This window comes from Sphaerisporangium perillae (genome assembly GCF_023276435.1).
Lineage (GTDB): Bacteria > Actinomycetota > Actinomycetes > Streptosporangiales > Streptosporangiaceae > Sphaerisporangium > Sphaerisporangium perillae.
The window spans coordinates 12,242-39,105 of sequence record NZ_JALLPO010000042.1 but is presented as its reverse complement, the minus strand read 5'-3'; the positions used below and the strand labels follow the sequence as shown (position 1 = coordinate 39,105).

The 26,864-nt window shown below is 70.7% G+C and carries 21 protein-coding genes; 11 read left to right on the top strand and 10 right to left on the bottom strand.

The window, feature by feature from the left end:
• The first annotated feature begins 116 nt into the window (after window positions 1–116).
• Complete coding sequence (locus tag MYF83_RS33350; RefSeq protein ID WP_248964739.1) at window positions 117–1,226, top strand: glycosyltransferase family A protein; 1,110 nt, start codon at window positions 117–119, stop codon at window positions 1,224–1,226.
• 157 nt (window positions 1,227–1,383) lie between these two features.
• On the top strand, window positions 1,384–2,529 hold the full coding sequence (locus tag MYF83_RS33345) for a UDP-N-acetylmuramate dehydrogenase (protein ID WP_248964738.1): 1,146 nt from the start codon (window positions 1,384–1,386) through the stop codon (window positions 2,527–2,529).
• Window positions 2,530–2,721: 192 nt separating this feature from the next.
• Here MYF83_RS33345 and MYF83_RS33340 read toward each other — a convergent pair whose 3' ends face one another.
• The 3 genes from MYF83_RS33340 to MYF83_RS33325 all read right to left on the bottom strand — a co-directional run bounded on the left by MYF83_RS33340 (window position 2,722) and on the right by MYF83_RS33325 (window position 7,016).
• Complete coding sequence (locus tag MYF83_RS33340) at window positions 2,722–3,288, bottom strand: TMEM165/GDT1 family protein (protein WP_248964737.1); 567 nt, start codon at window positions 3,286–3,288, stop codon at window positions 2,722–2,724.
• Between the two features lie 390 nt (window positions 3,289–3,678).
• On the bottom strand, window positions 3,679–6,555 hold the full coding sequence (locus MYF83_RS43260) for an ATP-binding protein (protein ID WP_279340417.1): 2,877 nt from the start codon (window positions 6,553–6,555) through the stop codon (window positions 3,679–3,681).
• A 293-nt stretch (window positions 6,556–6,848) separates the two neighbouring features.
• Window positions 6,849–7,016 carry a hypothetical protein gene (locus MYF83_RS33325; protein WP_248964736.1) on the bottom strand — a complete coding sequence of 56 codons (168 nt, stop codon included), beginning with the start codon at window positions 7,014–7,016 and terminating at the stop codon, window positions 6,849–6,851.
• Window positions 7,017–7,357: 341 nt separating this feature from the next.
• Here MYF83_RS33325 and deoC point away from each other — a divergent pair, with 341 nt between their 5' ends.
• From deoC to MYF83_RS33305, 4 genes are read left to right on the top strand one after another with little or no spacing between them, the layout of a single operon-like run.
• Window positions 7,358–8,377 carry a deoxyribose-phosphate aldolase gene (gene deoC, locus MYF83_RS33320; RefSeq protein ID WP_372500317.1) on the top strand — a complete coding sequence of 340 codons (1,020 nt, stop codon included), beginning with the start codon at window positions 7,358–7,360 and terminating at the stop codon, window positions 8,375–8,377.
• Between the two features lie 9 nt (window positions 8,378–8,386).
• Window positions 8,387–9,844 (top strand): aldehyde dehydrogenase family protein, encoded by a 1,458-nt coding sequence (locus MYF83_RS33315; RefSeq protein WP_248964735.1) that lies wholly within the window; start codon window positions 8,387–8,389, stop codon window positions 9,842–9,844.
• A complete protein-coding gene (locus MYF83_RS33310) occupies window positions 9,837–10,046 on the top strand; it encodes a hypothetical protein (RefSeq protein ID WP_248964734.1) in 210 nt (69 codons plus the stop codon). The genes MYF83_RS33315 and MYF83_RS33310 overlap by 8 nt, the downstream gene beginning before the upstream one ends.
• Window positions 10,039–10,908, top strand: coding sequence for an aldehyde dehydrogenase family protein (locus MYF83_RS33305; RefSeq protein WP_248964733.1), 870 nt, complete (start codon window positions 10,039–10,041; stop codon window positions 10,906–10,908). The genes MYF83_RS33310 and MYF83_RS33305 overlap by 8 nt, the downstream gene beginning before the upstream one ends.
• 67 nt (window positions 10,909–10,975) lie before the next feature.
• On the opposite strand, the gene MYF83_RS33300 is transcribed toward MYF83_RS33305, so the two are convergent.
• The 4 genes from MYF83_RS33300 to MYF83_RS33285 form a co-directional block, all read right to left on the bottom strand.
• The gene (locus MYF83_RS33300) at window positions 10,976–11,197 is read right to left on the bottom strand and encodes a hypothetical protein (RefSeq protein WP_248964732.1); all 222 of its coding nucleotides are present in this window, start codon (window positions 11,195–11,197) and stop codon (window positions 10,976–10,978) included.
• Window positions 11,198–11,213: 16 nt separating this feature from the next.
• On the bottom strand, window positions 11,214–13,007 hold the full coding sequence (locus MYF83_RS33295) for a hypothetical protein (RefSeq protein WP_248964731.1): 1,794 nt from the start codon (window positions 13,005–13,007) through the stop codon (window positions 11,214–11,216).
• 255 nt (window positions 13,008–13,262) lie between these two features.
• A complete protein-coding gene (hrpB, locus tag MYF83_RS33290) occupies window positions 13,263–15,794 on the bottom strand; it encodes an ATP-dependent helicase HrpB (RefSeq protein WP_248964730.1) in 2,532 nt (843 codons plus the stop codon).
• Between the two features lie 189 nt (window positions 15,795–15,983).
• Window positions 15,984–16,562 carry an LURP-one-related family protein gene (locus tag MYF83_RS33285; protein ID WP_248964729.1) on the bottom strand — a complete coding sequence of 193 codons (579 nt, stop codon included), beginning with the start codon at window positions 16,560–16,562 and terminating at the stop codon, window positions 15,984–15,986.
• 150 nt (window positions 16,563–16,712) lie between these two features.
• On the opposite strand from MYF83_RS33285, the gene MYF83_RS33280 reads away from it, so the two are divergent.
• Window positions 16,713–16,910, top strand: coding sequence for a PspC domain-containing protein (locus MYF83_RS33280; protein WP_248964728.1), 198 nt, complete (start codon window positions 16,713–16,715; stop codon window positions 16,908–16,910).
• 100 nt (window positions 16,911–17,010) lie between these two features.
• Window positions 17,011–17,673, top strand: coding sequence for a lipoyl(octanoyl) transferase LipB (lipB, locus tag MYF83_RS33275; protein WP_248964727.1), 663 nt, complete (start codon window positions 17,011–17,013; stop codon window positions 17,671–17,673).
• Between the two features lie 61 nt (window positions 17,674–17,734).
• On the opposite strand, the gene MYF83_RS33270 is transcribed toward lipB, so the two are convergent.
• Together MYF83_RS33270 and MYF83_RS33265 are read right to left on the bottom strand one after the other, a co-directional pair.
• On the bottom strand, window positions 17,735–19,285 hold the full coding sequence (locus tag MYF83_RS33270) for an amino acid permease (RefSeq protein ID WP_248964726.1): 1,551 nt from the start codon (window positions 19,283–19,285) through the stop codon (window positions 17,735–17,737).
• Between the two features lie 76 nt (window positions 19,286–19,361).
• Complete coding sequence (locus MYF83_RS33265) at window positions 19,362–20,339, bottom strand: phosphotransferase (RefSeq protein WP_248964725.1); 978 nt, start codon at window positions 20,337–20,339, stop codon at window positions 19,362–19,364.
• 71 nt (window positions 20,340–20,410) lie between these two features.
• On the opposite strand from MYF83_RS33265, the gene MYF83_RS33260 reads away from it, so the two are divergent.
• The 3 genes from MYF83_RS33260 (at window position 20,411) to MYF83_RS33250 (ending at window position 25,747) form a co-directional block, all read left to right on the top strand.
• A complete protein-coding gene (locus MYF83_RS33260; protein ID WP_248964724.1) occupies window positions 20,411–23,068 on the top strand; it encodes a GcvT family protein in 2,658 nt (885 codons plus the stop codon).
• A 187-nt stretch (window positions 23,069–23,255) separates the two neighbouring features.
• Window positions 23,256–24,761 (top strand): cytochrome P450 family protein, encoded by a 1,506-nt coding sequence (locus MYF83_RS33255; RefSeq protein WP_248964723.1) that lies wholly within the window; start codon window positions 23,256–23,258, stop codon window positions 24,759–24,761.
• A 611-nt stretch (window positions 24,762–25,372) separates the two neighbouring features.
• Complete coding sequence (locus tag MYF83_RS33250; RefSeq protein WP_248964722.1) at window positions 25,373–25,747, top strand: DoxX family protein; 375 nt, start codon at window positions 25,373–25,375, stop codon at window positions 25,745–25,747.
• A gap of 144 nt (window positions 25,748–25,891) precedes the next feature.
• Here MYF83_RS33250 and MYF83_RS33245 read toward each other — a convergent pair whose 3' ends face one another.
• Complete coding sequence (locus MYF83_RS33245) at window positions 25,892–26,779, bottom strand: sugar kinase (protein ID WP_248964721.1); 888 nt, start codon at window positions 26,777–26,779, stop codon at window positions 25,892–25,894.
• Window positions 26,780–26,864: the final 85 nt, after the last annotated feature.

Below are 26,864 nucleotides of genomic sequence, written 5' to 3'. Positions count from 1 at the left end.
GGACGGCCGGCCCGGCGGTACGGTCGTCCTGCCATGCGGCTCGCCTGAGGGCCGGAATCCATGGTCGACCTGGGCCGGTCTTGAATGCTTCGATGCCAGGTGGGTACTGGGCGAGCGTGACAGAGGCACCGAACCACGTACATGGACTCGCCGAGCAGCGGGCGAAGGCCCGGGCGGAGCGCGACTTCACGACGGCCGACATCCTGCGCCAGGCGATCGAGGACGAGGGCTGGCTGATCCGTGACGCGGCCGAGGGATTCGTGCTGACCGTGAAGCCGCCGTTCAAGGTGTGGCCCACGGTCGCGTCGATTCCCGTGCCGTCCGGGCCCGGCCAGGACCGCCACGCGGACGGCGCTCATGAGCAGCACCCGGCCGACGGGGACCGTCGTGCGGAGGACCGCGCCGAGGCGGAGACCGGCACGGAGAACATGGTCGCCTCCCAGGTCCTGTGGGACGCGACGCTGGCGACGTCCCGGCTGGTCGAGGCGATCAGCGTCGCCCCCACCGCCCAGGACCACGCGGAGGTCCCCTCGAGCACGGTGACCGTGGCCCTGCTGGTCGACGGTGCTCCGTCCGACCTGCGCAAATGCCTCGACGCGCTGCTCGCCCACAGCGATGCGAAGATCATCGCGCTGGATCTCGGGAACGTCGAGGGAGCCGGTGTCGTCCTGCACGAGCTGGCCGAACGCCATCCCGAGCGGATCGAGGCCTGGCACGTCGCCGAGACCCCGCACTGGCGCGGCGGCGCGGCCGGCTGGGGCGCGAGCCGCAACAAGCTCCTCGCGCTGGACTCCGGCGACGTGCATGTCGTGATGGAGACCTCGACCATCCTGGACGGCGACGCGATCGCCCCGCTCGTCGCGGCCATCGACGGCGACGTCGTGGCGGCCGGGTGGAAGGGCGTCGACCCCGACACCGACGGCCGCGACTGGCACGAGGCGGGACCGGGCCAGGTGAGAGGGCTCCTCGGATACCTGCTCGCCGTCCGGCGCGAACAGGCCCTCGCCGCGGGCGGCTTCCCGGAGAAGGCCCGCTACTACCGCAACGCCGACCTGGAGTTCTCGCTCGCACTGCCCGGCACGCTGGTCGTGCCGCACGAGCGGCTGCCCGTCCACCAGGAGCGGCACCGCGGCTACCACGACGTGGACCCGGAGTACCGCGACCGCGAGTCGCGCCGCACCTACGACCGCGTCCTGCGCCTCCTCCGCTCGGCAGCCACCCCCTGACCCGCGTGCCGCCGGTCCGCTCGTACGCGCCGCCCTCGGACGGGGATGGCCGGCGGGCGGGCCGGGAGTACGGGGCGGGAGGCGGTGGTGGGCCGGTCTAGGCTGATGGCCGGTGCGCGGCCTTCGCGCGCCGGTTCGTACGTGCTGGGGAAGGCGCATGGCTGACCGAGTGGCAGGTGTACGGCTCGCGCCGTTCACCACGTTGAGAGTGGGCGGGCCCGCCCGCGCCTTCGCCGAGGTGTCCACGGGCGAGGAGCTCGTCGAGCTGGTGGCGGAGGCGGACCGCGCCGGTGAGCCCGTGCTCATCCTCGGCGGCGGCAGCAACCTGGTCATCTCCGACGAGGGCTTCGAGGGGCTCGCGGTACGGGTCTGCTCGCGCGGCGTCGACGTCCGGGACAAGGGCGACCGGGTCGTGCTGACCGCGCAGGCCGGTGAGGACTGGGACGCGCTGGTGACCCGAGCCGTCGCGGAAGGCTGGTCGGGCATCGAGTGCCTGTCCGGGATCCCGGGGCTGGTCGGGTCGACCCCGATCCAGAACGTCGGCGCGTACGGGCAGGATGTCTCGCAGACCGTCACCGGGGTCCGCGTCTACGACCGCCGGGCGGGTGAGCTGCTCGATCTCGACGCCGCCCAGTGCGGGTTCGCCTACCGGCACAGCGCCTTCAAGGCTGACCTGGCGCGCTATGTCGTCATCTCGGTGACCTACGCGTTCGACAAGTCCGACAAGTCCGGGCCGGTCGCTTACAAAGAGCTCGCGGCGAAGCTGGGGGTCGAGCTCGGCGAGCGGGTCACCCTGCACGAGGCCCGGCACGCCGTGCTGGAGCTCCGCCGGGGCAAGGGTATGGTGCTCGACGCCGCCGACCCCGACACCTGCAGCGCCGGCTCGTTCTTCACCAACCCCATCCTGAGCGCCCAGGAGGCGGCCGAGCTGGAGCGGCGTGCCCCGGGGTTCCCCCGCTGGGACATGCCCGATGGCGCCGTGAAGGTGCCCGCGGCGTGGCTCATCGAGCACGCGGGCTTCACCAAGGGGTACCGCCGCGGCCCCGCCCGCATCTCCACCAAGCACACGCTCGCCCTCACCAACCCCGGCGGCCACCGAGTCACCGGCTTCCCGACCGACCCAGAGCAACCGGCCCTCCACAACCCCACCGCCGCGCCCGGCACCACCCCCACCAAGCCCGTCGACACCGCCGCGACGGCGGCCGACCTGCTGGAGCTGGCCAGAGAGGTCAGGCAGGGCGTCGAGGCCAAATTCGGCATAACCCTCATCAACGAGCCCATCCTCGTAGCCCTCCACCTCTGAACCGCCCCGGTCCACGGGCGGCCCTGTCCCGGACCTCGCCACCGGGTAGCCCGCCCTGGGACGAGCCCGCTCTGAACGTCGCGACCCACCAGACGGCCCGCCGCACAACGGCGCCGGGGCGGTGGGGAGTGGTACGGGGATGCCGGCGCCGTCGTACGCCGGCCGGGTTGGGGGACGTTCGCGGGCGCTCTGTTAGAGGAGGGCTTCGGCGAGGAGGAGGATGCCGAAGATGGCGAAGGCGGCTGCGGCGCCGTAGCGGATGACCTTCTCGGGGAGGTGCTTGCCGAGCATCCGCCCGACGGCGATGGCGAGTGCGTCGGCGGCCACCATGCCGATCGTGGAGCCGACCCAGGTGCCGAACCATCCGTGCTGGGTGGCCAGCGTGATCGTGGCGAGCATGGTCTTGTCGCCCAGTTCGGCGAGGAAGAACGCCACGGTCACGGCGATCAGGGCGCTGCGCGTGGTCTGTTCGGCCTTGCGCGACTCCTCGTCGCTCAGCTCGTCACCGCGCAGCGTCCACAGGGCGAAGGCGAGGAACGCCAGGCCCGCCACGATGGAGATGGCCGTCGTCGGGAGCGCGTCCCCGATGAGGCCGCCGAGTCCCACGCTGAACAGGTGGACGACGGCGGTCGCCAGGGTGATGCCGGCCAGTACCGGCCACGGCTTGAACCGGGTCGCGAAGGTCATGGCCATGAGCTGGCTCTTGTCACCCAGCTCGGCCACGAAGATGACGCCGAGACTGATCCAGAACGCTTCCACAGGGGGGTCGCCCTTCCATATCGCGCGACCGGGCCGGAAGCGGCACCACGGGGAGGTCCGGGCATGAGCTTCGGCCCGGTCGCGTGCGCGTGCACAGCAACTGGGCCGAAGGTCTCGTCCGCCTCGGTGGGGCCGAGGCTCGCGCGACCGGGCTTACGCCAGCATGTCGATCACGCGATTCGGGACTACTCCCCTTCGGTGTTTCGCCCCAACCATATCCGAAGCCCTGACCTGCGTCGGCCCGTGTGATGCCTCGGTCCTCGTGATCCTGACCTGCGTCGGCCCCCGTGATGCCTCGGTCTCCGTGATCCTGACCTGTGCCGGCCGCCTCATGAAGGAGGTGCTTTGAGGAGTACCGGTGACGAGGTGCTCACTCGGCGGCGGTGCCTGTCAGGTGAGGAGGGCGAGGCGGTGGGCGGCCGCGGCGGCTTCGCCGCGGGTGGAGGCGCCGAGCTTGCCGAGGATGTTGGAGACGTGCACGCTCACGGTCTTCGCCGAGATGAAGAGCTCACCCGCGATGTCCCGGTTCGAGCGGCCGAGGGCCACGAGCCGCAGCACCTCCAGCTCGCGCGGGGTCAGCTCGGCGACGGCGGAGCCGTTCTGGCCGCCATGGCCGTTCTCGGCGGGCGCCGTTGTGAGCATGACCCCGGCACGGCGGGCGAGCGCCTCGATCTCGCCGAGCAGCGGGCGGGCGCCGAGCGCCACCGCGATGGGGTAGGCCCCGCGCAGCCGTGCCGCCGCCCCGTCGCGGTCGCCTGCCTTGGCGCGGGCCGAGCCGGCCTGCGCGAGGGCCATGGCCCGCCAGTACGAGCGCCCGAGGTGCTCCCAGGCCGCGGCGGCCGCGTCGTAGTCGCGGACGAACATCAGCCGGAAGGCGTCGGCGACCGGGCCGTCCGAGGTCATGGTCGCCTCGCTGGCCTCGGCTCGTGCCGCCACCGCCAACGCGCGTTCCGGGGCCACCGTGGCGGCCAGATCGCAGACCATCCGGGCCTGCGCCATGGCCCGCCATCCGAGCATCGCCTTGTTCGAGTGGGGCTGCCCGCTGGCCTCCAGCATCTCCTCGACCACATCGAGGGCCTCGACCGGCCTGCCGCGGAGCAGGTGGAGCTTGACGAGGAGGCGCAGGTTGGTTATCCACTCCTGGGCGTATTCGTCTCGCTCGTTGTGGAAGGCGCCGACCTTGACGAGGAGGTGCTCCAGCAGCTCGGCCTCCCCCCGGCCGGCCGCGATCTCGCCGTGCATCCGCAGGAGATGCCCGCGGATCTTCGGTGGCGGGTCCAGGGCCAGGGCCTGCTCGACCGTGTCGACCGTCTCGTCCCAGCGGCCGAGCGCTTCCAGCGCCTCGGCGCGGTTGTTGGCGATGAACGCCCCCGACACGCGGCTGCGGCCGTACTTCCTGGCCATCTTCTCGCCTTTCAGGGCGAGGGCCACGGCCTCCTCCGAACGGCCGAGGTTGTTCAGGGCGTCCACGTTGTTGGCCAGGGCGCGCAGGATGATGCGTCCGGAGTCGATTTTGGCGCCGATCTCCATGGCGCGCTCGTTGGTGCGGAGCGTCGCCTCCAGGTCGCCGTCGAGTGACTGCCCGAGCGCGAGGTTGGTGAGCAGCTCGGCCTCAAGGCACTCGTCCCCGATGTTCCGGGCGATGCCGAGCGCCTCCTGGGTGAGCGCGGTGCCCTCGACCGTCTGGTTGGTGAACATGAGCCACGAGCCGAGCCGCGTGAGGACCTGGGTGCGGGCGGCGCTGGCGCCGGACACGAGCCGCTCGGCGTAGCGGAGGTCGTCGAGACCGCCTCGCCGTCCCCTGTCGCTCTTGAGCTGGGCCCGGCGGATGAGCAGGTGGGCGACCCGGTCGGGCTCGGTGGTCTCGTCCAGCTCGGCCAGGGCGCCCTTCACGAACTTCAGGCCGCGCTCGATCTCGCCACAGATGACGGCGGCCTCCGAGGCGAGCTCCAGGACCTTGGTGTGGTCGGCCCCGATGCGCTCGGCGGCGTCCGGAACGCGGTCCCAGAGCGAGAGCACGCGTTCCAGCAGCTGGATCTGCTCGGTGTAGGCGAAGGCGTGGGCGGCCTTCTCCGCGGCCTCCCACGCCGAGATGAGCGCCCAGAGGTGGTCGCGCGCGGAATACCAGTGGTGGGCGATCTCGATGGCCGCCCGTCCCGGCGGGACCAGCCTGCGGTCGCGGTCGATCTCCTCGGCGAAGCGGGCGTGGATGCGGTTGTGCTCGCCGGGGAGCATCTCCTCGTGCACGGCCTCCCGGATCAGCGAGTGCCGGAAGGCGTACGCCCGCCCGTCCACCTGGATGACGTTGCCGGCGATCGCGGGCCGCAAAGCGTTCTCGAGGTCCACGTCGGACAGGTCGGCGACCGCGGCGAGCAGCTCGTGGCCGACGCGGTTGCCGCCGGCCGCCGCGATGCGGAGCAGGCGCTGGGTCTCCTCGGGCAGCCGCTCGACCGAGCCGATGATCAGATCTTGGAGGGACTCGGGGACGCTGCAGTCGTCATCGCGCTCCATCAGCGCCTCGACGAACAGCGGGATGCCCTCGCTGCGCTGGTAGATGCTCTTGACCAGGGCGAACTCGGGGACGTCACCGCGGATGCCGGCGATCTGCGCGGCGACCTCGCTCTCGCTGAGCCGGGGCACGTCGAGCCGGACCACGCCTTCGACGCGGCTCAGCTCGGCGAGCACCGGCCGGAGCGGGTGCTGGCGGTGCAGCTCGTCCGAACGGTACGTCATGATCATGAGGACCGGTGAGGTCCTGAGGTTGCGGCTGAGGAAGGCGATCAGGTCGCGGCTGGACCGGTCGGCCCAGTGGATGTCCTCGATGACGAGTATCACCGAGCGCCGCTCGGCGAGACGTTGCAGGAGCGTGAGGATCTGCTCGAAGAGCCGGGCCCGGCCGGTCTCGGTCTCGCGGTCGCCGGTCGGCTCGCCGAACTCGGGCAGGAGCCTGGCCAGGTCGCGCGAGGCGCCGTCCGGGAGCAGGGAGGTCACCTCGGGGGCGCCCATCTCCTTGACGAGCTGGCGCAGCGCCGCGGTGAAGGGCGCGTAGGCGAGGCCCTCGGTGGAGAGCTCCACGCACCCGCCGCTGATGACGTGCGCTCCGGTGCAGGCGGCCTCCTCGGTGAATCGGGTCACCAGGCGGGTCTTGCCGCCGCCTGCCTCACCGCCGAGGAGCACCGCCGACGCGGCCTCCTTGCGTGCCTGCTCGAAGGCCTCGGACAGTGTTCTCAACTCGGCTTCCCGTCCCACGAAGACAGGACTCACCATCCGACCCACCATGTCTGCAAGCATGTCACGCACCTACGACGTTTTCGCATTGTTTATCCACCGGCTGAACAGGGCGACGCCCCCCCGGAGGAGGGCGACGGCCGGCTACGGAGGCTGCGAGGCCCGGCCGGGAGGGAGGCTCCGGCCGGGCGTCGCGGTCGAGGGTTTCTCCCGGCGAGGGTGCCCCTTGATGGCGGGATCCCCCCATCGCGACCGAGGTCGCCCGGGCTCCGGTGAAGCGGCTCGCCCCACCCCGTGACGGAGGCGGGTGGCGCGAGCGTCGTACCGCGTGATCACGAGGTGCGGAGCTTGCCGAAGGCGGCGCGCAGGCGCTGCTGGGAGCTGCGTGCCTGCGCCTTCCTGCCGGCGATGGCCTCGTTGGCGCGGCGGTGGTTGCTGGCCTCTTCGTGAAGCTCGGCTACGCGGTTGATGATGAGCTGGTAGTGAAGCTCGGGAGCCATTTCGGCGTCTCCTTGATGTCGTCCTTCTCTTACATCTCAAGAGTCGGGCTAAGGCCCCCCTCCTCACATCGGGCGGATGCCTTATCTCCCGGGCGCCCTTCGGCCTAGGACCGTCTAAGCCCCCCGGCAGAGCCTTAGAGAACGGTCGCGGGGCCGGTCAGGCGGCCTTAGGCCTTCCTGTTCGGGCTGGTCGGCGGCCTTGGACCCTCCCTATAGGCGGGACGGCCGACCGGCCGGGCGGGCATGGGACCTCTATTGACGGGTGGATCGCCGGCCGCATATCGGCTCCGGCCGGCGGCTCTGGGCGACATTTGATGAAATGTCGTAGGCGCTCTCGGCTGATGGCCCGGTTTGGAACAATCACGCTGGTCGGCGATGCTGGTGAGGTGTCAACACTGACGACCTCGCTCGCGGAGATCGCGTCATCGAACGCGGCCCTGCGGGCATTCCTGCAGGGCCTGCCCGGTGTCGATCGTGTGGGTGCCGATCAGCGCGCCGCGATGCTGAGCACCCGATCCATCAAGACGACCGCCAAGGCGCAAGCCATCGACCTGGCCATCTCCATGGTCGACCTGACCACCCTGGAAGGGGCGGACACCCCCGGCAAGGTGCGCGCGATGTGCGCCAAGGCCGTCCGGCCCGATCCCGGCGACCCCTCCGTTCCGAAGGCGGCCGCCGTCTGCGTGTATCCCGACCTCGTCGAGCAGGCCGTGGACGCGCTCGGACGGTCCGGTGTCCGGGTGGCGAGCGTGGCCACCGCGTTCCCCAGCGGCAGATCCTCCCTCGGCGTCAAGGTGGAGGAGACCCGGCTGGCCGTAGCGGCGGGCGCCGGCGAGATCGACATGGTGATCGACCGCGGCGCGTTCCTCTCCGGCGACTACCGCAAGGTGTACGAGGAGATCGTCGCCATCAAGGCCGCCTGCGCCCGCGAGGCGGGCACGCCCGGCAAGGGTGACGCCCACCTGAAGGTCATCCTGGAGACCGGGGAGCTCGCGACCTACGACAACGTGCGCCGCGCCTCATGGCTCGCCATGCTGGCCGGGGCGGACTTCATCAAGACCTCGACCGGCAAGGTCTCCCCGGCGGCGACCCTCCCCGTCACGCTGGTGATGCTGGAGGCCGTGCGCGACTTCCGAGCCCAGACCGGGCGCGTGATCGGCGTCAAGCCGGCCGGCGGCATCCGCACCACCAAGGACGCGATCAAATACCTCGTGCTGGTCAACGAGACCGCCGGGGAGGACTGGCTGACCCCTGACCTGTTCAGGTTCGGCGCGTCCAGCCTGCTGAACGACCTGCTGATGCAGCGCCAGAAGATGGCCACCGGTCGCTACGCCGGTCCCGACTACTTCACCCTCGACTGAGGCGGCCCCATGTTCGAATACGCACCGGCGCCCGAGTCGCGCGACATCGTCGACATCCGCCCGTCCTACGGCCTGTTCATCAACGGCGAGTGGGTCGACTCCCTGGGCGACGAGCGGGAGAAGACCATCAACCCGGCGACCGAAGAGGTGCTCTCGGAGTTCGCCATCGCGAGCGACGCCGACGTCGACCGGGCCGTCTCGGCGGCGCGCAAGGCGTACGAGTCGGTCTGGGGCCGGCTCCCCGGCCGCGAGCGCGCCAAGTACCTGTTCCGGATCGCCCGCCTGATCCAGGAGCGGGCGCGCGAACTGGCCGTGCTGGAGTCCCTGGACAACGGCAAGCCGATCCGCGAGTCGCGCGACGTCGACCTTCCCCTGGTCGCGGCGCACTTCTTCTACTACGCCGGCTGGGCCGACAAGCTGGGCTACGCCGGATTCGGCCGCAGGACGGCCGACGGGCAGAGCGGCGCGGACCCCAGGCCGCTCGGAGTCGCCGCCCAGGTCATCCCGTGGAACTTCCCCCTGCTGATGCTCGCCTGGAAGATCGCGCCGGCGCTGGCCTGCGGCAACACCGTGGTCCTCAAGCCCGCCGAGACGACGCCGCTCACCGCGCTGGCGTTCGCCGAGATCTGCCGCCAGGCCGACCTGCCTCCCGGCGTGGTCAATATCGTGACCGGAGCCGGGGCCACCGGGCAGGCGCTCGTCGGCCACCCCGACGTGAACAAGGTCGCCTTCACCGGGTCCACCGAGGTCGGCCGCATGATCGCGCGTACGGTCGCGGGGTCGGGCAAGAAGCTGACGCTGGAGCTCGGCGGGAAGGCCGCCAACATCGTCTTCGAGGACGCCGCACTGGACCAGGCCGTCGAGGGCATCGTCAACGGCATCTTCTTCAACCAGGGCCACGTCTGCTGCGCGGGCTCCCGGCTGCTGGTCCAGGAGTCCATCGAGACCGAGCTACTGGACGCCCTCAAGCGGCGTCTGGCCACGCTTCGGCTCGGCGACCCGCTGGACAAGAACACCGACATCGGCGCGATCAACTCGGCCGCCCAGCTTGCGAAGATCACCTCGCTGAGCGAGGCGGGAGAGCAGGAGGGCGCCGAACGCTGGTCGCCGTCGTGCCCGATCCCCGAGAAGGGCTTCTGGTTCCCGCCGACCCTGTTCACCGGCGTCGCCCAGTCCCACAGGATCGCCCGGGAGGAGATCTTCGGCCCGGTGCTGTCGGTCCTCACCTTCCGCACCCCGGCCGAGGCCGTCGAGAAGGCGAACAACAGCCCCTTCGGCCTGTCCGCCGGGGTTTGGACCGAGAAGGGCTCGCGCATCCTGTGGATGGCGGACAAGCTCCGCGCCGGCGTCGTCTGGGCCAACACCTTCAACCGCTTCGACCCTACGTCGCCGTTCGGCGGCTACAAGGAGTCCGGATACGGCCGCGAGGGCGGCCGGCATGGACTGGAGGCGTATCTCGATGTCTGACCCCTGCGAGCACCGCCGGGCGCCCCGCCGCGCCCGGCGCGCGCAGATGACCCACGGACAGGCCTACGCCCGGTCCGGGCGTAGGAACACGACCGCCCGCCAGGGCTGGTTCGCCCACCGCTGCGGGGTGAGCCGCTGCCGGCAGGTGTTCCTGCTCGCACGGCTCTCCCCGGAAGAGATGACCTGGAGAGGCGATGACTGAGCCAGGCAGGCTCGCCGTGCGCAAGACGTACAAGCTGTACATCGGCGGGGCGTTCCCGCGTTCGGAGAGCGGAAGGTCCTACGCCGTGACCTCCTCCAAGGGCGACTTCCTCGCCAACGCCTCCCGCGCCTCGCGCAAGGACGCCCGCGACGCGGTGTCGGCGGCCCGCAAGGCGTTCCCCGGCTGGTCGGGGGCGACCGCCTACAACCGCGGGCAGATCCTCTACCGCATCGCCGAGATGATGGAGGGCCGCCGCGCGCAGTTCGTCGACGAGGTGGTCGCCGCGGACGGGGTGTCGGCGCGCAAGGCCGGCGAGCTGGTGGACGCGGCCGTCGACCGGCTGGTCTGGTACGCGGGCTGGTCGGACAAGATCGGGGTGATCCAGGGGGCGGCGAACCCGGTCGCCGGGCCCTACTTCAACCTGTCCACCTCCGAGCCGACCGGCGTCGTCGCCGTCGTGGCGCCGCAGGAGGGGCCGCTGCTCGGGCTGATCTCGGTGATCGCGCCGGTGATCGTCACGGGCAACACCTGCGTGGTGGTGGCCTCCGAGCGCGCGCCGCTCCCGGCGATCACCCTGGCGGAGGTGCTGGCCACCTCCGACCTGCCGGGTGGCGTGGTCAACCTGCTGACCGGAAGGCTCGCCGAGCTCGCGCCGTGGCTGGCGTCCCACATGGACGTCAACGCGGTGGACCTGACGGGCTGCCCGGAGGAGCTGGCGGTGTCCTGCGAGCAGGACGCGGCCGAGAACCTCAAGCGCGTCCTCCGCCCGTCCGGAAAGGTCGACTGGCTGGCCGAGCCGGGCATCGAGCGGATGACGGCCTTCCTGGAGACCAAGACCGTCTGGCACCCGATCGGGGTGTGAGCCCCGCGCTCTCGCCTGGCGTGGACGGCCCCGGTTCGCCGGGGTCGTCCCGCTGCGGCGTGGGGGCTCAGTGATGGACGCGGCCGGTCTCTTCCTGGTCCTGGAACACCTCGTTGATCAGCCGGGTCAGGTTGTCGGGAGAGCATGACCGGATGGAGTCCCGGGTGTCTCGCAGCAGGCTCTGGACCTGCTCGGGGTTCTGCAGCGTCGGGATGTCGGGCAGCGCGCGCGACCGGATGTACTCGATGGGCTCTACGACGTAGACGCCGTCGGGTCGGTCATCGGGCATAGGCGGCACCACCTTCTCAGATAACCGTATTGTCATTTACCACGGACTCCTTTCGCAAGAGGCGACGGTAAGCGCCCGAGCGGATTATGAGCTGGATCAGCACATAGCCGAAGTTGACGCCGGCCAGGTAGGCCAGCCCCACCCATCCCCACCATCGCATCTCGTTGTCCATCAGGGTCACCGAATCGATCGATTGCGTATGATCGACGGTTCGCGTCAGGATAAAAAGGGCGCATGCGGCTAATGATGTTAAACCGCCCAAAAGCAGGGAACATCGGGCCGCGAGCGAGGACCGGAGCACGGCCTCGTTGTCCGACGAGAAGCCGAACCACGAGGCGGCGACGGCCGGGAGCGCCAGCAGCAGGGCCGGCACGTCACTGGTGCGGGGAAGCCCTCGTGCCTCTGCCAGGGCGACGGCGCCGATCAGGAACAGGGACGTCGCCGCCGTGACCACCGCGCTGGCGAGCGTGCCGGGCGGCACCTCACCGAACGACGAGGTGAACCTGATCTTCTTCCAGTCCATGCCGGTGAAGCCGCGCATGTACAGGTGCGCGTAGTTCTGGCCGCGCTTGGACAGGAGCTGGAAGTACGGCTCGGCCTCCTGGGACAGCTTCACGTGGGAGCAGGTCTGCGAGCCGTCCGTCTCGATCTCCGAGTTGCTGAGCTTGCTGCCGCAGTCGGTGCAGCGCAGGGTCTGCTCCATCAGGTACTGCGACTCGGGCGCCTTGATCTGCAGGTGGTACACCTTGGAGTTGTGCGCCATGCCGGGCGCCATCTGCATGGTCACCGGCCGGAGCCCGAGGGTCAGCCGAAGCCGGTGCCGGGCCTGCCGCGACTTGTTCGGGGGGACCATCGTCCGGCGGTAGGAGATCTGCAGGCGCTGGGAGTCCATCGTGTGCGGGATGACGACCACGATCGGGAATGCCTGGTCGAGGGTCGCCAGGAACTCCTTCAGCCACATGACGTTGTCGGAGAGGTCATCGTCCCCGATGCCGATGTAGGCGAGCCCCTTGTGGATGGCGGTGGCCGACGCCTTGGGGGACATGCGGCCGCAGATCGGCATGAGGAAGGAGACCACCGCCCGGTCGATCCTGTCGGCGGTGACGGACGAGCCCCCGTGGGTCTCCCGTAACGCCAACTTGATCAGGAAGTGCAGTGACGACGAGATGAGCTGGATCGTCTCCTCGTAGCACAGGATGTCGAGCGACCCTCCGTCACGGTCCCTGACCTCGAAGTTGTCGACCATTTCCCGTTTGAGACAGGTGAGGATGGGCGCGTAGACCTCCCCGCTCGGCTGTTGCGGGCCCGCGGTGGCGCCTCGCAGGCGGCCGCGTACGCCGGAGGCCGGCGTGCCCATGCTCCAGGGACCCTCCAGGGCCGAGAGCGACATCTCGACCCTGACGTCCTGGACGACGACGCGGCCCTCCAGGGAGATGGTCTCCACCGTCCGCGTCCGTGACTTCTCCGGCTGGAGGAGCATCGACAGGAAGATCGGCACGGATGTGAGCTTGTCGGAGCGGACGGCTTCGTCGCGGAGCGCCATGACCTTCTGCATCGTGGACATCGTGACGCCGTCCCAGGGAGAGGGCGTCACGGGCTTGGCGTGTCTCTTGTACCGGCCATTGCGCAGCACGACGAGCGCGACGGCGAAGCCGAGGCACGCGACGGCCATCCATGGTCGCAAATGGATGAGCATCCCGGGCTGGGAGGCGTTCATGCTCCGATCTCCGGGGAGCGGCAGGAATGCCAGCCAGCCGGACACCGCGCTGGCGGTTCCGAGTGTGACGAAGCAGATGTTGGACCATTTCATTGACGGGATCCGAACTCCTCCGGCTCTGTGCGTGCGGTGCGGGTGGTACCTGACACAGAGAAATCGCTCGACCCGCATCGACGGTTGACGCGCGGAGAAGCCGGGCCGGCTTTCTTGATGGAACCGAGACCCGTGAAATAATGTTCGTGCGGCTATATTATGAAAAACGTCGATCTAAGGAAAAGATCGACCTTGAGGCTGTTTAGCGATTAATTGACTGGTTTGCGAAGCGGCCGGTTCTCGGCCTTGATCGGCTCAGCCCGATCCTCGGCGGTTGGTGCCCCGGGTGGGGACGGCGGCGAGAGGATCCTCCGGCCAGGGATGCTTGGGATAGCGGCCGCGCAGCTCGGCGCGGACCGCGCGGTACCCCTCGCGCCAGAACGACGCCAGGTCCGCGGTGACGGCGGCGGGCCTGCCGGCGGGGGACAGCAGATGGACCACCAAGGGAACTCCGGCGACCTGGGGAGCGGCGTCCCACCCGAACAGCTCCTGGAGCTTGGCGGCCAGCACCGGCTGCTCGCCGGAGTAGTCGACCCGCACACGTGACCCGCTGGGGACGGTGATCCGTTCCGGGGCGACCTCGTCCAGCCGCAACCGCCAGGGCAGCAGCCGCCTGAGCGAGGATGCCACGTCGACCCGCCGCAGGTCGGCACGGCGGCGCAGCTTGGGCAGGTCGAGCCAGTTCCAGGCCCCCTCGATGAGCCCCGCGTCCGAGACGTCCGGCCAGGGGTCGCCCAGCACGCGCCGGCAGAACGCCATGCGCTCGCGCAGCGCCACGGCGTCCGGCGTCCAGCGCAGCAGCGACAGCCCTTCGGCGCGCAGGCCGGCCAGGATCGCCTCGCCCACATCGGCGTCCGGGAGCGGGACCGAGGACAGCTCGATCGCCCCGAGGCGCTCGACCCGCCTCGCCACGACGTCCCCGTCCCAGCCGATCTCCTCCTCCACCTGGTGGAACGGCTTGGCCGCCTCCTTGGCGACGTCCTCGTCGATCACCACGGCCTGCCGTACCCGCGCCGAGGCGGAGCCCGCGGGCCGGTCGGCGACCGCGATGGCCAGCCACTCCGCCGAGGCGAGCCGCGAGTCGCGGGGGAGCGTCGCGGCCGTGCCCGACACCATGAGGTACCCGCCGGAGCGGCGGCGCGCCACGCGCTCGGGGTAGGCGAGCGCCACGACCAGCCCCGCCACCGCGTCGTCGCCCGCGCCGCCGCCGTACGGGGTCGCGGCGGCCGAGCCGGACCGCGCCGGCGTCCGGGCGGGGCCACCGGAGTCCGGCGCGGGGCCACCGGAGTCCGGTGCGGACCGCGCCGGGCGTCCGGCGTCCCGTACGGCCTGGGTGAGGCGGCGGGTCTCCTTCCGCCAGTCGCGGGAGCCGCCGCGCCGGGCCTCGCGCCAGACGGCCACGAGGTCGTCCGGGGCGGAGCGGGGAAGCTCGCCGGACAGCAGGGCCACCACCTCGGCGGCCTCCGGCGGGCCGTCGAGGAGCGCCCGGGCCAGCCGGGGGTGGACGCCGATTCCCGCCATGCTGCGCCCCCGCTCGGTGACCCGCCCGTCCGTGAGCGCGCCGAGCGCGTGCAGCGTACGGCCGGCCACGGCCATGGAGGCGGCGGGCGGCGGGTCGAGCAGCGCGAGCGCGGAGGCGTCCGGCGTGCCCCAGCAGGCGGCCTGGAGCGCGAACGCCGTCAGGTCGGCCAGCGCGATCTCCGGCTGGGCGTGGTCGGGCAGCCGCGCGTGCTCCGCCTCGGTCCAGCATCGGTAGACGGTGCCCGGCGCCTCGCGTCCGGCCCGTCCCGCACGCTGCTCGGCGGACGCCTTCGACACCCGCACGGTCGTGAGCGAGCCGAGGCCGCGGCCCTGGTCGGTACGCGGCTCGCGCGCCAGGCCGGCGTCCACCACCATCCGGACCCCCGGAACGGTCAGGCTCGACTCGGCCACCGAGGTCGCGAGGATCACCCGCCTGCGCGGGCCGGGCGACAGCACCGCGTCCAGCGTCTCCGCCCTGCCGTGGACCTGCAGGACGTCGATCCGCGGTGCCAGGCCGGCGAGCGCGGCGGCGACCCGGCCGATCTCCCCGACGCCCGGCAGGAAGCACAGCACGTCACCGGCCCGCTCCGCCAGGGCGCGATGGACGACTCCGGCGACGTGGGCGAGCAGGGCGGGATCGACGCGCATGCCGTGCGGCGGGGCGACCGGGCGCGGTGGCGGCGCCCACACGACCTCGACCTCGTGCGCCGTGCCGGAGGCGTGCACCACGGGCGCGCCGCCGAGGAGCCGGGCCCAGGGAGCGGCGTCGGCGGTGGCGGAGGCGGCGAGGAGCCGCAGGTCGGGCCGGAGGGTCGCCCGGACGTCGAGCAGGAACGCCAGCGCGGTGTCGGCGTCCAGGTGACGCTCGTGGCACTCGTCGACGAGCACGGCGTCGACGCCGTCGAGTTCGGGATCGCGCTGGAGCCGCTGGAGCAGCACGCCGGTCGTCATGACCTGGACCCGCCGGCCGGGCCGGTGCTCGCCGCGTACGGTGAACCCGACTTCCTGGCCGACCTCGGAGCGCAGCAGCCACGCCATGCGCCTGGCCGCCGCGCGGGTCGCAATGCGCCTGGGCTCGGCCACGATCACCCGCCGTGGCGGGCCGCCGCCGTCGAGGCCGGCCAGCGCCAGCGGGACCAGGGTCGTCTTGCCCGTGCCGGGCGGCGCGGTGAGGACGGCGCCGCCGGCCTCCTCCAGCGCGGCACGCAGTTCAGGCAGCGCGTGGCGGACGGGAAGGTCACCGGCGCGTGACTCGTCGACGGTCATCTAATCTCCTCGATCGTGGAGACCGCGCGGCGGCCGCGCGGGAGCCCTCGCCGGAGGTCGGCATGGCCGCGACCTTCGTCAGCGCAGGGATGACGGCGGTGGCCGCGGCGGCCGTGGTGGCGATCTACCTCCTGATCTCGTACTGGGCCGTGCTGATCCTGGGATGGACGGCCTGGGCGCTGCTAGGCCTCAGCGTGCCTGGAGGGCGTCGAGGGCGACAGCCATCGCGATGATCAGCCGCCGGTCGACCCGCGGGTCCTGGATGTCGACGATGTACCGGTCGCGCAGGCCGAACTTGCGGTCGACCGAGAACGCGATCTGCGCGCCCGCCCCGAAGTCGAAGTGGTAGGGCAGCCACGACAGCGAGTCGACGAACCGGCGCAGGATGCTCACCAGCACGTTGCGCTCCTGGCCGGTGAAGGTCGGCAGGCCGGGCTGCTGGAAGTGCCACGTGGAACGGATCAGCGACGCGCCGAACTCCTTGCGGAAGTAGCCGATCGGCTGGCCGGCGTGGTCCAGGACGTCGTACCCGCTGCCAAGGTCGAGCACCTTGCGGGCCTTGAAGCCCGCGAGCACGTACTGGCGTGACTCGTCGGTGTAAAGCGTGACCTGCTCCTTGAACGCCATGCGCTTCTGCTCGGCGAAGGCGACCATCGGCCCTTCCGAGCCGTCGGGCAGTTCTATGTGGACCACGTAGCGGTTCACCATCATGGTGATCTTCTGGCGGACGAGCAGGCGGCGCTGGGCCTGCAAGGTCGGGAGGTCCACGTTGCACTCCATAGTCAGGGGATTGCCACCCTAAGGCTTTCCCCGGTCGTTCAACGCGCGCGCTTGGCGCGGAGAAGACGAATGACCTTCCAGGAACGGGGCAGGGGAAACGATCGTTGAACAGAATGAATCGACACGGGGGGAGTCATCATGTACCGGTCAAGAGAGCACAAGATGATCGCGGGTGTCTGTGGCGGCATCGCGGAGAAGTGGGGCTGGGCGCCCACCATGGTGCGCCTGCTGTTCGTCCTGTCCTGCGTCCTGCCGGGACCGCAGTTCATCATCTACCTGATCATGTGGGCCTTCATCCCGAAGGCTCCGGCACGCTCGGCCCACGGCCAGTGGTGACGGCGGCCCCAGACGGCAGGTGACGGGCGGCGGGTGAGGGGTTGACGGGCCGCGGGACAGGGCAGGATGACGTCCTTTCGTAGGACGTATGCTCGGACGCGTGAGCGAACGAATCGTACGTGCGCGGCCACTCGCCTTGGTCCAGGACGATCTGGTCGACTACGAGCAGGCCATGGACCGCATGACCGAGCTGGTCGCCGCGCGGCAGGGCGATGAGATTCCGGACACGCTGTGGCTGCTCAGCCACCCGCAGGTGTTCACCGTCGGGAAGCGGACCGCGGCCGAGCACCTGCCCGACCCCTCACACGGCATCCCGGTCATCCCCACGGGCCGCGGCGGCCAGCTGACCTACCACGGGCCGGGGCAGCTCGTGGGCTATCTGATCGTCAAGCTCCGCCCGGACGAGGGCGTCGTCGACTACGTCCGTGAGGTGGAGCTGCGGCTGGTCGAGGCGCTGGAGAAGCTCGGCCTCCCGGCGGAGCGTCGTGAGACCCCGCCCGGGTCGGAGCTGCTCACCGGCGTCTGGACCCGCGAGACCGGCCGGAAGATAGTCTCGATCGGCATGCGCGCCGGCCGGGGCGTCACCAGTCACGGCTTCGCGCTCAACGTCGACGGTGACCTCGATCCGTGGCACTACGCAGTACCGTGCGGCATGCCCGACGTGGACATGACCTCGCTCGCGCGCGAGCTGCCCGAGCCGCTGGTCTCCGAGCACGTCCGCAGGGTGGTCGCCGAGGCCTTCGAGGCGTCCTCCGCCTCCTGAAGGCGCGGCCGCGAGCCTCCCCGCCTGGGCGTCGTACGGACGCCCAGGCGGAGCGGGCAGGTCAGGCGACCGGCTCGTCCAGCGGCACCTCGTCGATGTTGCGGCGAGGGCCGGTGAACCAGTGCCGGGCCGACAACGCCCACCACAGGGCGATGCCGAGCAGGACGGCTCCGACCGCGATCGGCGCGTAGTTCACCGAGGTCCAGGTGAAGTCCGCCGCGCCGGGCACACCGGCGGGGCTGATCGGCAGGATGAAGTAGATCGAGATGATGGCGATCTCGATCACCGCGATCCAGCCGAACACCTTGTACTTGCGGCCCAGCGTCCACGGCCCGGGCTTGAAGCCGTCGCCCATGCGCAGGCGGAGCCAGATCGGGATGAGGAAGGCCAGGTAGAGCCCGATCACCGCGATCGAGACCACGGCCAGGAACGCCACGGGGGTAGTGGTGCCCTCGGGCGCGTACAGGGCGGGGACCGTGATCAGAAGGGCGACGATGCAGCCGGCGATGATCGCGTTGACCGGCGTCCTGTTGCGGTCGACGCGCGACCACAGCCGCCAGCCGGGGATGGCGCCGTCACGGGAGAACGCGTAGGTCATCCGGGACATCGACGTCACGCAGCTCATGCCGCAGAAGAACTGCCCGATCGTCGAGATGCCGAAGATCACCGTGGCGAGGCTCGGGGTCAGCGACGAGGTGAAGATCGCGCCGACGAAGCCGGCCTCCTTGTTGACGGCGTCCACATCGGTGGCGGCGAACAGGAAGGCGAGCAGCAGGATCCAGCCGCCGATGGCCGAGTAGAAGATCGACTTCCACAGCCCCTTCGCCGCGCTCATGGCCGCGCCGTGCGTCTCCTCCGAGACGTGGGCACAGGCGTCGAAGCCGGTGATCGTGTACTGGGTGAGCAGGAAGCCCAGCGGGAGCACGTACAGCCAGAACGTCGCCCCCGAGTTGCCGGATCCGAAGCCCGAGTTGTTGAACTGCTCGAACAGGAAGCCCACGTTCTGGTGCTTGGACGGGCCGAAGATGAGGATGAGCACGACCACGGCCGCGCCGAACACGTGCCACCACACCGAGATGTTCTGCAGCACCGAGATCAGGCGGTGGCTGAAGATGTTGATCAGCGCGTGCAACACCAGCACCACCGCGAACAGCAGGAACGTCTGGCGCAGCGGGTCGCCGCTCGCCCAGCTGTCGCTGAACCGGCCGATGGTGATGTTGAGGAACGTCGCGCAGCCGTAGTCCACCGACGCGGTGACGGCGATGAGCCCGATCAGGTTCAGCCAGCCGGTGAACCAGCCGTGGATCGGCCGGCCCAGCTTGGCGGCCCACCAGTAGATGCCGCCCGCCGTCGGGTAGGCCGAGACCAGCTCCGACATGCAAAAGCCGATGATGAGGATGAACACCGAGATCAGCGGCCAGCCGATGGAGATGGCGATCGGCCCGCCGTTGTTCCATGCCTGGCCGAACGTCGTGAAGCAGCCGGCCAGGATGGAGATGATCGAGAAGGAGATCGCGAAGTTGGAGAAGCCGCTCCAGGTTCGCGAGAGTTCTTGCTTGTATCCGAGTTCGGCCAGGCGCTCGGCGTCGTCGTCGATCTGGGGCTGGGCCATCAGGCCTCCTTGCGTGGCGCGGGTGATGCGGTGGTGCGGTGCTACGGGCCAGGTGGGGGGTGTCGCGGGGAACCCGTCAGGGTGCCAGAGGTGGGGGTGCCGTGGGAGTGGGTAGGGGTGGTGCGCCTCCGGCCGGGCGTCGCCGGCCTCGGACGTCGTCGATGATCAGGCCGAATCCGGGATCGTCGAGATCGCGTACGGCCTGGGCGAACTTGTCGGCCCCCTCGGCCTCGTAGTCGAAGTCGGCCGCCGCGGCCTGCTCGGTGAGCAGACCGTGATGGACGCTGAACCACAACGTCCAGGTGAAGTTGGACATGATCAGATAAAGCTGAACCCTTGCCGCGGGATCCTCGTCCCCGAAGTAGGCCCGCGTCAACCGTCTGACCATTTCGGGGTCGTAATCGGCCTCGGCCGCGATGTCGCCCAGCTCGAAGGCCGGATCGTTGTTTCCGGACAGCTGGTAGTCCACGATGCGGACCGCCGAGCCGTCGAAGATGAAGTTCTCCGGCAGCAGGTCGTTGTGGCACGGGACGGTCGGCGGCCGCCGTACGTCCATCGCCGCCTCGATCTCGGCGACGGTGGGCAGCCGGTCCTCGTACCCGTCGGGAATCCGCAGGCCGTGGGCGTGGCACAGCGCGAGCAGCTCGTCGAGCTTGCGGAAGATCGAGAAGTCGGTGGCGAAGCGCGGCCCGGCGTGCAGGCGCCGGCAGGCCTGGGCGATGCCGTCCGTCATCGCCGGATCGCGGACGGCCGCGGCGTCGAGCGTGACGCCGTCGATGTACTCCAGCAGGACCGCGCCCGGGAGGCGCAGCAGCACGTCCGCGCCGACCCCCGCCTGGGCGGCCCTGACCGTGTTGACGATCTCCATGTCCAGCGGGATGCCGAGACCGGCGGCGGAGACGCGCGGGTCGAGGATGCGCAGCAGCCAGCGATCTCCCGCCTCGGTGTCGACCCGGACGATGCGGTGGCTCAACCCGCCCTTGATCTGGGTATGGGTGACGGGCCGGCCCGCCCAGGCCGTGACGAGTTCGAGCGCCGAGCCAAGGTCTGGCACGCGGGCCTCCTTTGGTCTACCTTCAGACCATTGATCCGATTCTGTGGGCCGGTTGTTACACGGGGGTACCGATGGTGAAACTTCCCGCCGAGGCGCAGGCCGTCGTCATCGGCGGCGGCGTCGCCGGGTGCAGTGTCGCCTACCACCTGGCACGGCTCGGCTGGACCGATGTCATCCTGCTCGAACAGCACGGCCTGACGGAAGGCACCACCTGGCATTCGGCCGGATTCGTCGGCCAGCTCAGGTCCACGGTCACCCAGACCCGCATGATCATGTACTCGGCCGGGCTGTACCCCGAGCTCCGCGAGCTGACCGGGCTCGATCCCGGCTGGCACGGCGTGGGCGGCCTGCGCCTGGCCACCACAGCCGAACGGCACGAGGAACTGCTGCGCCAAGCGGGCGCCGCCGAGACCTACGGGCTCGACATGGAGATCGTCTCGGCGGAGCGGGCCCAGGCCATGCTGCCGCTGATGGAGGTCGGCGACGTGCGCGCCGCCCTGTGGCTGCCCGGGGACGGCTGGCTGGACCCGGCGAGCCTCGCCCGGGCCCTCGCGGCCGGAGCCGAGAAGCTCGGCGTGCGCATCGTGACCGGCGTCACGGTGACCGGGCTGGACGTCCAGGACGGCCGGGTGCGCGCGGTGCGGGCCGGTGAGCAGGTCATCAGGACCGAAACCGTCGTGAACGCGGCGGGCGCGGCGGCAGGGAAGGTCGGGCGGCTGGCCGGGGCCGACATCCCGATCGTGCCGATCAAGCACCAGTACGTCGTGACCCGGCCGTTCGGCGTGCCGGCGTCGACGCCCACCGTTCGCGACCCGGACAACATCGTTTACTTCCGCGAGGAGGACGGCGGCATCCTCGTCGGCGGGTACATCCGGACACCGGAGGTCTGGGACGTCTCCGCGCCGCTGGCGGAGCCCCGGACGCTGTTCGAGCCGAATATGCCGAAATTTCGTGAATCGTGGGAGTCGGCGCGGCGCCGGCTGCCCGCACTCGGCGACCTCCCCCGGCCGGCCGCCGGTTCCGGCACCGGCGGCGACACGCCTGGGGCGACCGGCGGCGGTACGGCCGGGGCGACCGGCGGCGGTATGGCGGGGGCGACCGGCGGCGGTACAGCCGGGATGACCGATGGCGGGGAGGACGCGGCGGCGTTCGCCAAGGTCGTGCACGGCCCGGAGGCGTTCACCCCCGACGGGGAGTTCCTGCTCGGCGAGACCTCCGTGGCCGGGCTGTGGGTCGCGGCCGGGTTCTGCGTCCACGGACTCGCGGCGGCCGGCGGCGTCGGCAAGGTCATGGCCGAATGGATCGTCGACGGCTCGCCGGAGTACGACGTCTTCGGCATGGACATCCGCCGGTTCGGCTCTCACGCACGCGGCTCCCGCTGGGCTCGCGCCAAGGCGCTCGACTCCTACAGCAAGTACTACGACGTGGTGTACCCGGGCGAGGAGCGAACGGCCGCACGGCCGCTGCGCCGATCCCCGGCCTGGGCACGGCACGTCGACCTCGGCGCCGCGTTCGGCGAAAAGGCCGGCTGGGAACGGGTGAACTGGTTCGCGGTCACCCCGGCACCACAGAAGCTCGCGGCCGCTCCGGCGTGGGAGGAGTCCGCAGTCACCCAGGCACCGGAGGGGTTCGCGGTCACCCAGGCACCGGAGGGGTTCGCGGGCACCCCGGAACCGGAGGAGGCGGAGGCGTTCCGGCCCGCTGGGTGGGCCGGAAAGTTCTGGTCACCCGCGATCAGGGCCGAGTGCCTCGCCACCCGCGACACCGCCGCGCTGTTCGACCAGACCTCCTTCTCCAAGCTGGACATCACCGGGCTCGCCGGCCTCCAGCGCCTCTGCGCCAACGACCTCGACCGGCCCGTCGGCTCGGTGATCTACACCCAAATGCTCAACGAGCGCGGCGGCATCGAGGCGGACGTGACCGTCACCCGGCTCGCCGAGGACCGCTTCCGCATGGTCACCGGGACGGCGTTCGGCGTGCACGACGCGGCCTGGGTGCGCGGTCACGGGCTCGACGTGCGGGACGTCACCTCGGCGTACGCCTGCTACTGCCTGTGGGGGCCGAAGGCGCTCGACATCCTCGGCGAGCTGAGCGACGACGACCTCACGTTCGGATACATGCGGGCCCGTGAGATCAGCGTCGGGAACGTGCCCGTGCTGGCCCAGCGGGTCACCTTCGCCGGGGAGTTCGGCTGGGAACTGTACTGCCCGTCCGAATACGGCCTGACCTTGTGGGACGTCCTCATGGAAGCTGGATCGCCGCACGGGATGCGCCCGGCCGGCTACCGCGCCCTGGACTGCCTGCGCCTGGAGAAGGGCTACCGCATCTGGGGGCTGGACATCACACCCGAGACCACGCCCCTGGAGGCAGGTCTGGGCTTCGCCGTCGCGGCCGGCAAGGACTTCATCGGCCGCGACGCGCTGGCCGCCCCCCGGCGTTCGCTGCGCTGCCTGGTGCTCGCCGACCCCAGGCAGGTCTGCCTCGGCGGGGAGCCGGTGCGGGTCGACGGCGTCCCGGCGTCCCGGGTGACCAGCGGCGGGTACGGCCACCGGGTCGACCGCTCGATCGCCTACGCCTACCTGCCGGCGGGAGAGCAGGGCGCGGACGGCGGCGCGCCTACCGGCCAGGTCGAGATCGGCGTCAACGGCACCTGGGTCCCGGCCGAGATCGTGGCAGAGCCGCTCTACGACCCGAGCAACAAGCGGGTCCGCCGCCTCCCCGGATCGTGAAGACGGGTTCACGCCAGTGCCACAGTTGCGGTGCGGCAGGGTTGAGGAACGTCCGGAGCGCGCATAGATCTACGCGGTCCTCCTTACTCCGCGGCGCCCCCGTTCCGGGGTAGTCGAGCATCGCGGAGACGGCGGCAAGGAGGAGATCACCAGGCGCGACCTCACCCGACGCTCGAGGAGGGCAAGCATGGGCACTTCGGCCGACCCAGGCACCACCGGCACCACGAGCACCACCACCACGGACGCCACGACCACCACGGACGCGACACGCGTGACCGACGCGACCAGCATGAGCCACGCGACCAGCGTGAGGGACGCGACCAGCGTGGGCGACACGACCAGCGTGAGCGCGACGAACATGACGGACATGACGAGCGCGACCGACATGACGAGCGCGACGGACATGGCCAGCGCGACGGACATGGCCAGCGCGACGGCTGCCCCGGCGGACGCGGCCGGCATGGTCAACATGATGGACTTCGAGCTCATGCGGGACCCGTTCGGCGGATACTCGCGGCTGCGCGAGCAGGCGCCCCTGGTACGAGGCTCCTTCTTCGGGCGCGGCACGCCGATCTGGCTCGTCACCCGCTACGAGGACGTCAAGATGGTCCTGGGCGACCCGCGCTTCGTGAACGACCCGGCGAACGTCACGGGCATGGACCTGAAGAACATCCGCGAGAGGGAGATCGAGGCGCGCGGCGTCCCCAAGGAGTACGCGCAGTACGTGCTCGACAGCATCCTGGACGCCGACGGCGCCGACCACCTGCGGCTGCGCAAGCTCGTGTCGCGCACCTTCACCGCGCGCCGCGTCGCGGAGCTGCGCCCCCGCGTGGAAGAGATCACCGAAGGGCTCCTCGACCGGCTGGCCGTCCTGGGGCAGGACGGCGTCGTGGACCTGATGGAACACTTCGCCTACCCGCTGCCGATCACGGTGATCTGCGAGCTGGTGGGCATCCCGGAAGAGGACCGCGCGCAGTGGCGCGAATGGGGCAAGGCCCTGGTGACGCTCGAATCGGGCGGCATGGCCACCGCCCTGCGCGACATGGTGCGGCACATCCACGAGCTCATCGAACGCCGACGGGCCGCGCCCACCGCCGACCTGCTGACCGGCCTCATCCGCACCCACGACGAGGACGGCGACCGGCTCAGCGACACCGAGATGGTCACGCTCGTCCTGACCCTGGTCCTGGCGGGCCATGAGACCACCGCCCACCTGATCGGCAACGGGGTCGCCGCCCTGCTCACCCATCCCGACCAGCTGGCCCTTCTCCGCGAGGACCCCGCGCTGATGCCCCGCGCCGTCCACGAGCTGATGCGCTGGTGCGGGCCCGTCCAGGCCACCCGGCTGCGGTACGCCGCGCAGGACCTCGAGATCGGCGGCATGCCGGTGCGCAAGGGCGAGGCCGTGATGGCGGTGCTGGTCGGCGCCAACTACGATCCCCGCGAGTTCGACGAGCCCGAACGGCTCGACATCACCCGCGAGCCGGACGGCCGCAAGGAGAACCACGTGGGGTTCGGGCACGGCATGCACTACTGCCTCGGGGCCGCGCTGGCGCGCCAGGAGGGGGAGGTCGCGTTCGAGGCGCTGCTCAGGCGCTTCCCCGCCCTGGCTCTGGCCGTCGCTCCCGAGGACCTCGACCGCCAACCCATGCCCGGCTCCTGGCGCCTAGCCCACCTCCCCCTCCACCTCTAACACCAGAACGCAGCCGTTTCCCCTTCACCTCGAACACCAGAACGCAGCCGTTTCCCCTTCACCTCGAACATCAGAGCGCAGCCGTTTCCCCACCTGGCGTGCGGGTGGCCTCTTCCTCCTCGCCAGGTGTGGTGTCTTCTTCGGCGCCGGGTCGGCGAGGAGTGGTGCGGCGGTGTCGGCGCCGGCGTACGGCGGGGGACCTGCGCCGTTTCGCTCGGCGTGGGCCAGCAGCGCCTTGAAAGTCGTCGGTTCGGCGGGGTTCAGAAAGCTGCCGAACTCGGCACTGATACCGGCAGTCCATCTGCGTGACAGCTTCCACCAGGACTTTCTTTGCGGCAGGTGGCCATAGCGGAGCATCGGAGAACCGTCGGCGCGGAATCGGCACAAAGAATGGCCTGCCGACCAGGGCTAACGCCCTCTCCTATGTACCTGGATGGTAAGCGCGGGCGAATCGCTATGCGGCGTCCGATTTCGTGTAGCTGCCGGGTCTGCGTGTTGGTGAGGGGGGCGAAGACGAAGCCGCGGACCGCCTCCACGTGTCGACGCTGCAAGTTGATGCGCCCTACAGTCGCTTGAAGCTTCAAGTTGCCTCCTCTCGGATCGGACCCCCGATGAACATCGTTCTGTGGATCGTCGCCGCCCTGCTCGCCCTCGCGTTCCTCGCCGCCGGACTGATGAAGATCAGTCAGCCGAAGGAGAAGCTGGCCGCCTCCGGTATGGCCTGGGCCGAGGACTTCTCGCCCGGTGTGGTCAAGGCCATCGGGGCGCTGGAGATCCTGGGCGCGCTCGGCCTGATCCTGCCCGCGGTCCTGGACATCGCACCCGTGCTGGTGCCGCTGGCCGCACTCGGACTGGCGCTGGTCATGGTGGGCGCCACCGTCACCCACGCCCGCCGCAAGGAGTACCCGGTGATCGTCGTCAACCTGGTGCTCCTGGTGCTGTTCGCCGTGGTGGCCTGGGGCCGCTTTGGTCCGTACTCCTTCTGACTCGCCCTCGACCGGTCTGTCCTCGACCGGTCTGTTCCCGCGGCCTGACCCGTCCTCGGCCGGCCTGACCCGTCCTCGGCCGGCCTGACCCGTCCTCGGCCGGCCGGGGAGCGATCCGGCGGCCAGGGGCGAGGGAGTGTCGGGCTAGAAGGTGAGGGGCGGGAGTTCGGAGCGGGTGGGGAGGCCTTGCCAGTGGCTGGTGCTGGCGATGGTGAAGGCGGCGAGCGCGGAGCCGCGGCGGAGCCGGTCGGTCGGGTGGAGTTCTTCCAGCAGGCCGCTGAGGTAGCCGGCGGCGAAGGCGCCGCCCGCGCCCGCCGGGTCGACCACGGTCACCGGTGCGGCCTGCGCGTCGTACCGCATGCCGTTGATCGTGGCGCTCGCCCCTTTGCCGGCCCGGGTGACCACCAGCTCGCGGACCGTTCCAATCGCCGGCTCGATGAGCTGCAGCTCGTCCTGGTTCGTGAACAGCACATCCGCGCCGGTCGCGAGCTCGGTCAGCGCCTCGACGGCCTCCTGGCGGTCGACCCAGAGCTGCGGCCGGTGGTTCACGTCGACGGAGACCGTGACGCCGGCCTCGCGGGCGAGCTTGATCGCGTGGTGGGCGGCGCTCCACGCGGTGCCGCTGAGCGCCGGGGTGATCCCGGTGAGGTGCAGGACCTTGGCCGCCTGCAGGGCCCGCGCGGGGATGTCGCCGGGGCCGAGCCGGGAGCCGGCCGACCCGCCGCGGTAGTGGACGACGTGGCCGACCCGGCCGATGCGCCGCTGCCTGATCGCCAGGCCGGTGTGCGCCCCGGGGTCGGACTGCACGTGGGAGACGTCGACCCCCTCGCCGCGTAGCACGGTGACGATGCGCGCGCCGAGCTCGTCGGCGCCGACCCGGCCCAGCCAGGTCACGGAGTGGCCCAGCCGGGCGAGGCCCACGGCGGCGGTCAGTTCGGCACCGGCGACGTCGAGGCGCACGTCCGTGTCATGGCGGAGACGGTCGGCGGAGACGACGCCCAGTGCCTCGCCGAGCGTGAAGACCTCGGTCATGTCAGGATCTTTCGTGCCAGGCGACATGCCCTTCTGCCGCTGATGGCGGAAAGCATGGCAGAGACCGATGGCCCCCACAACGAGA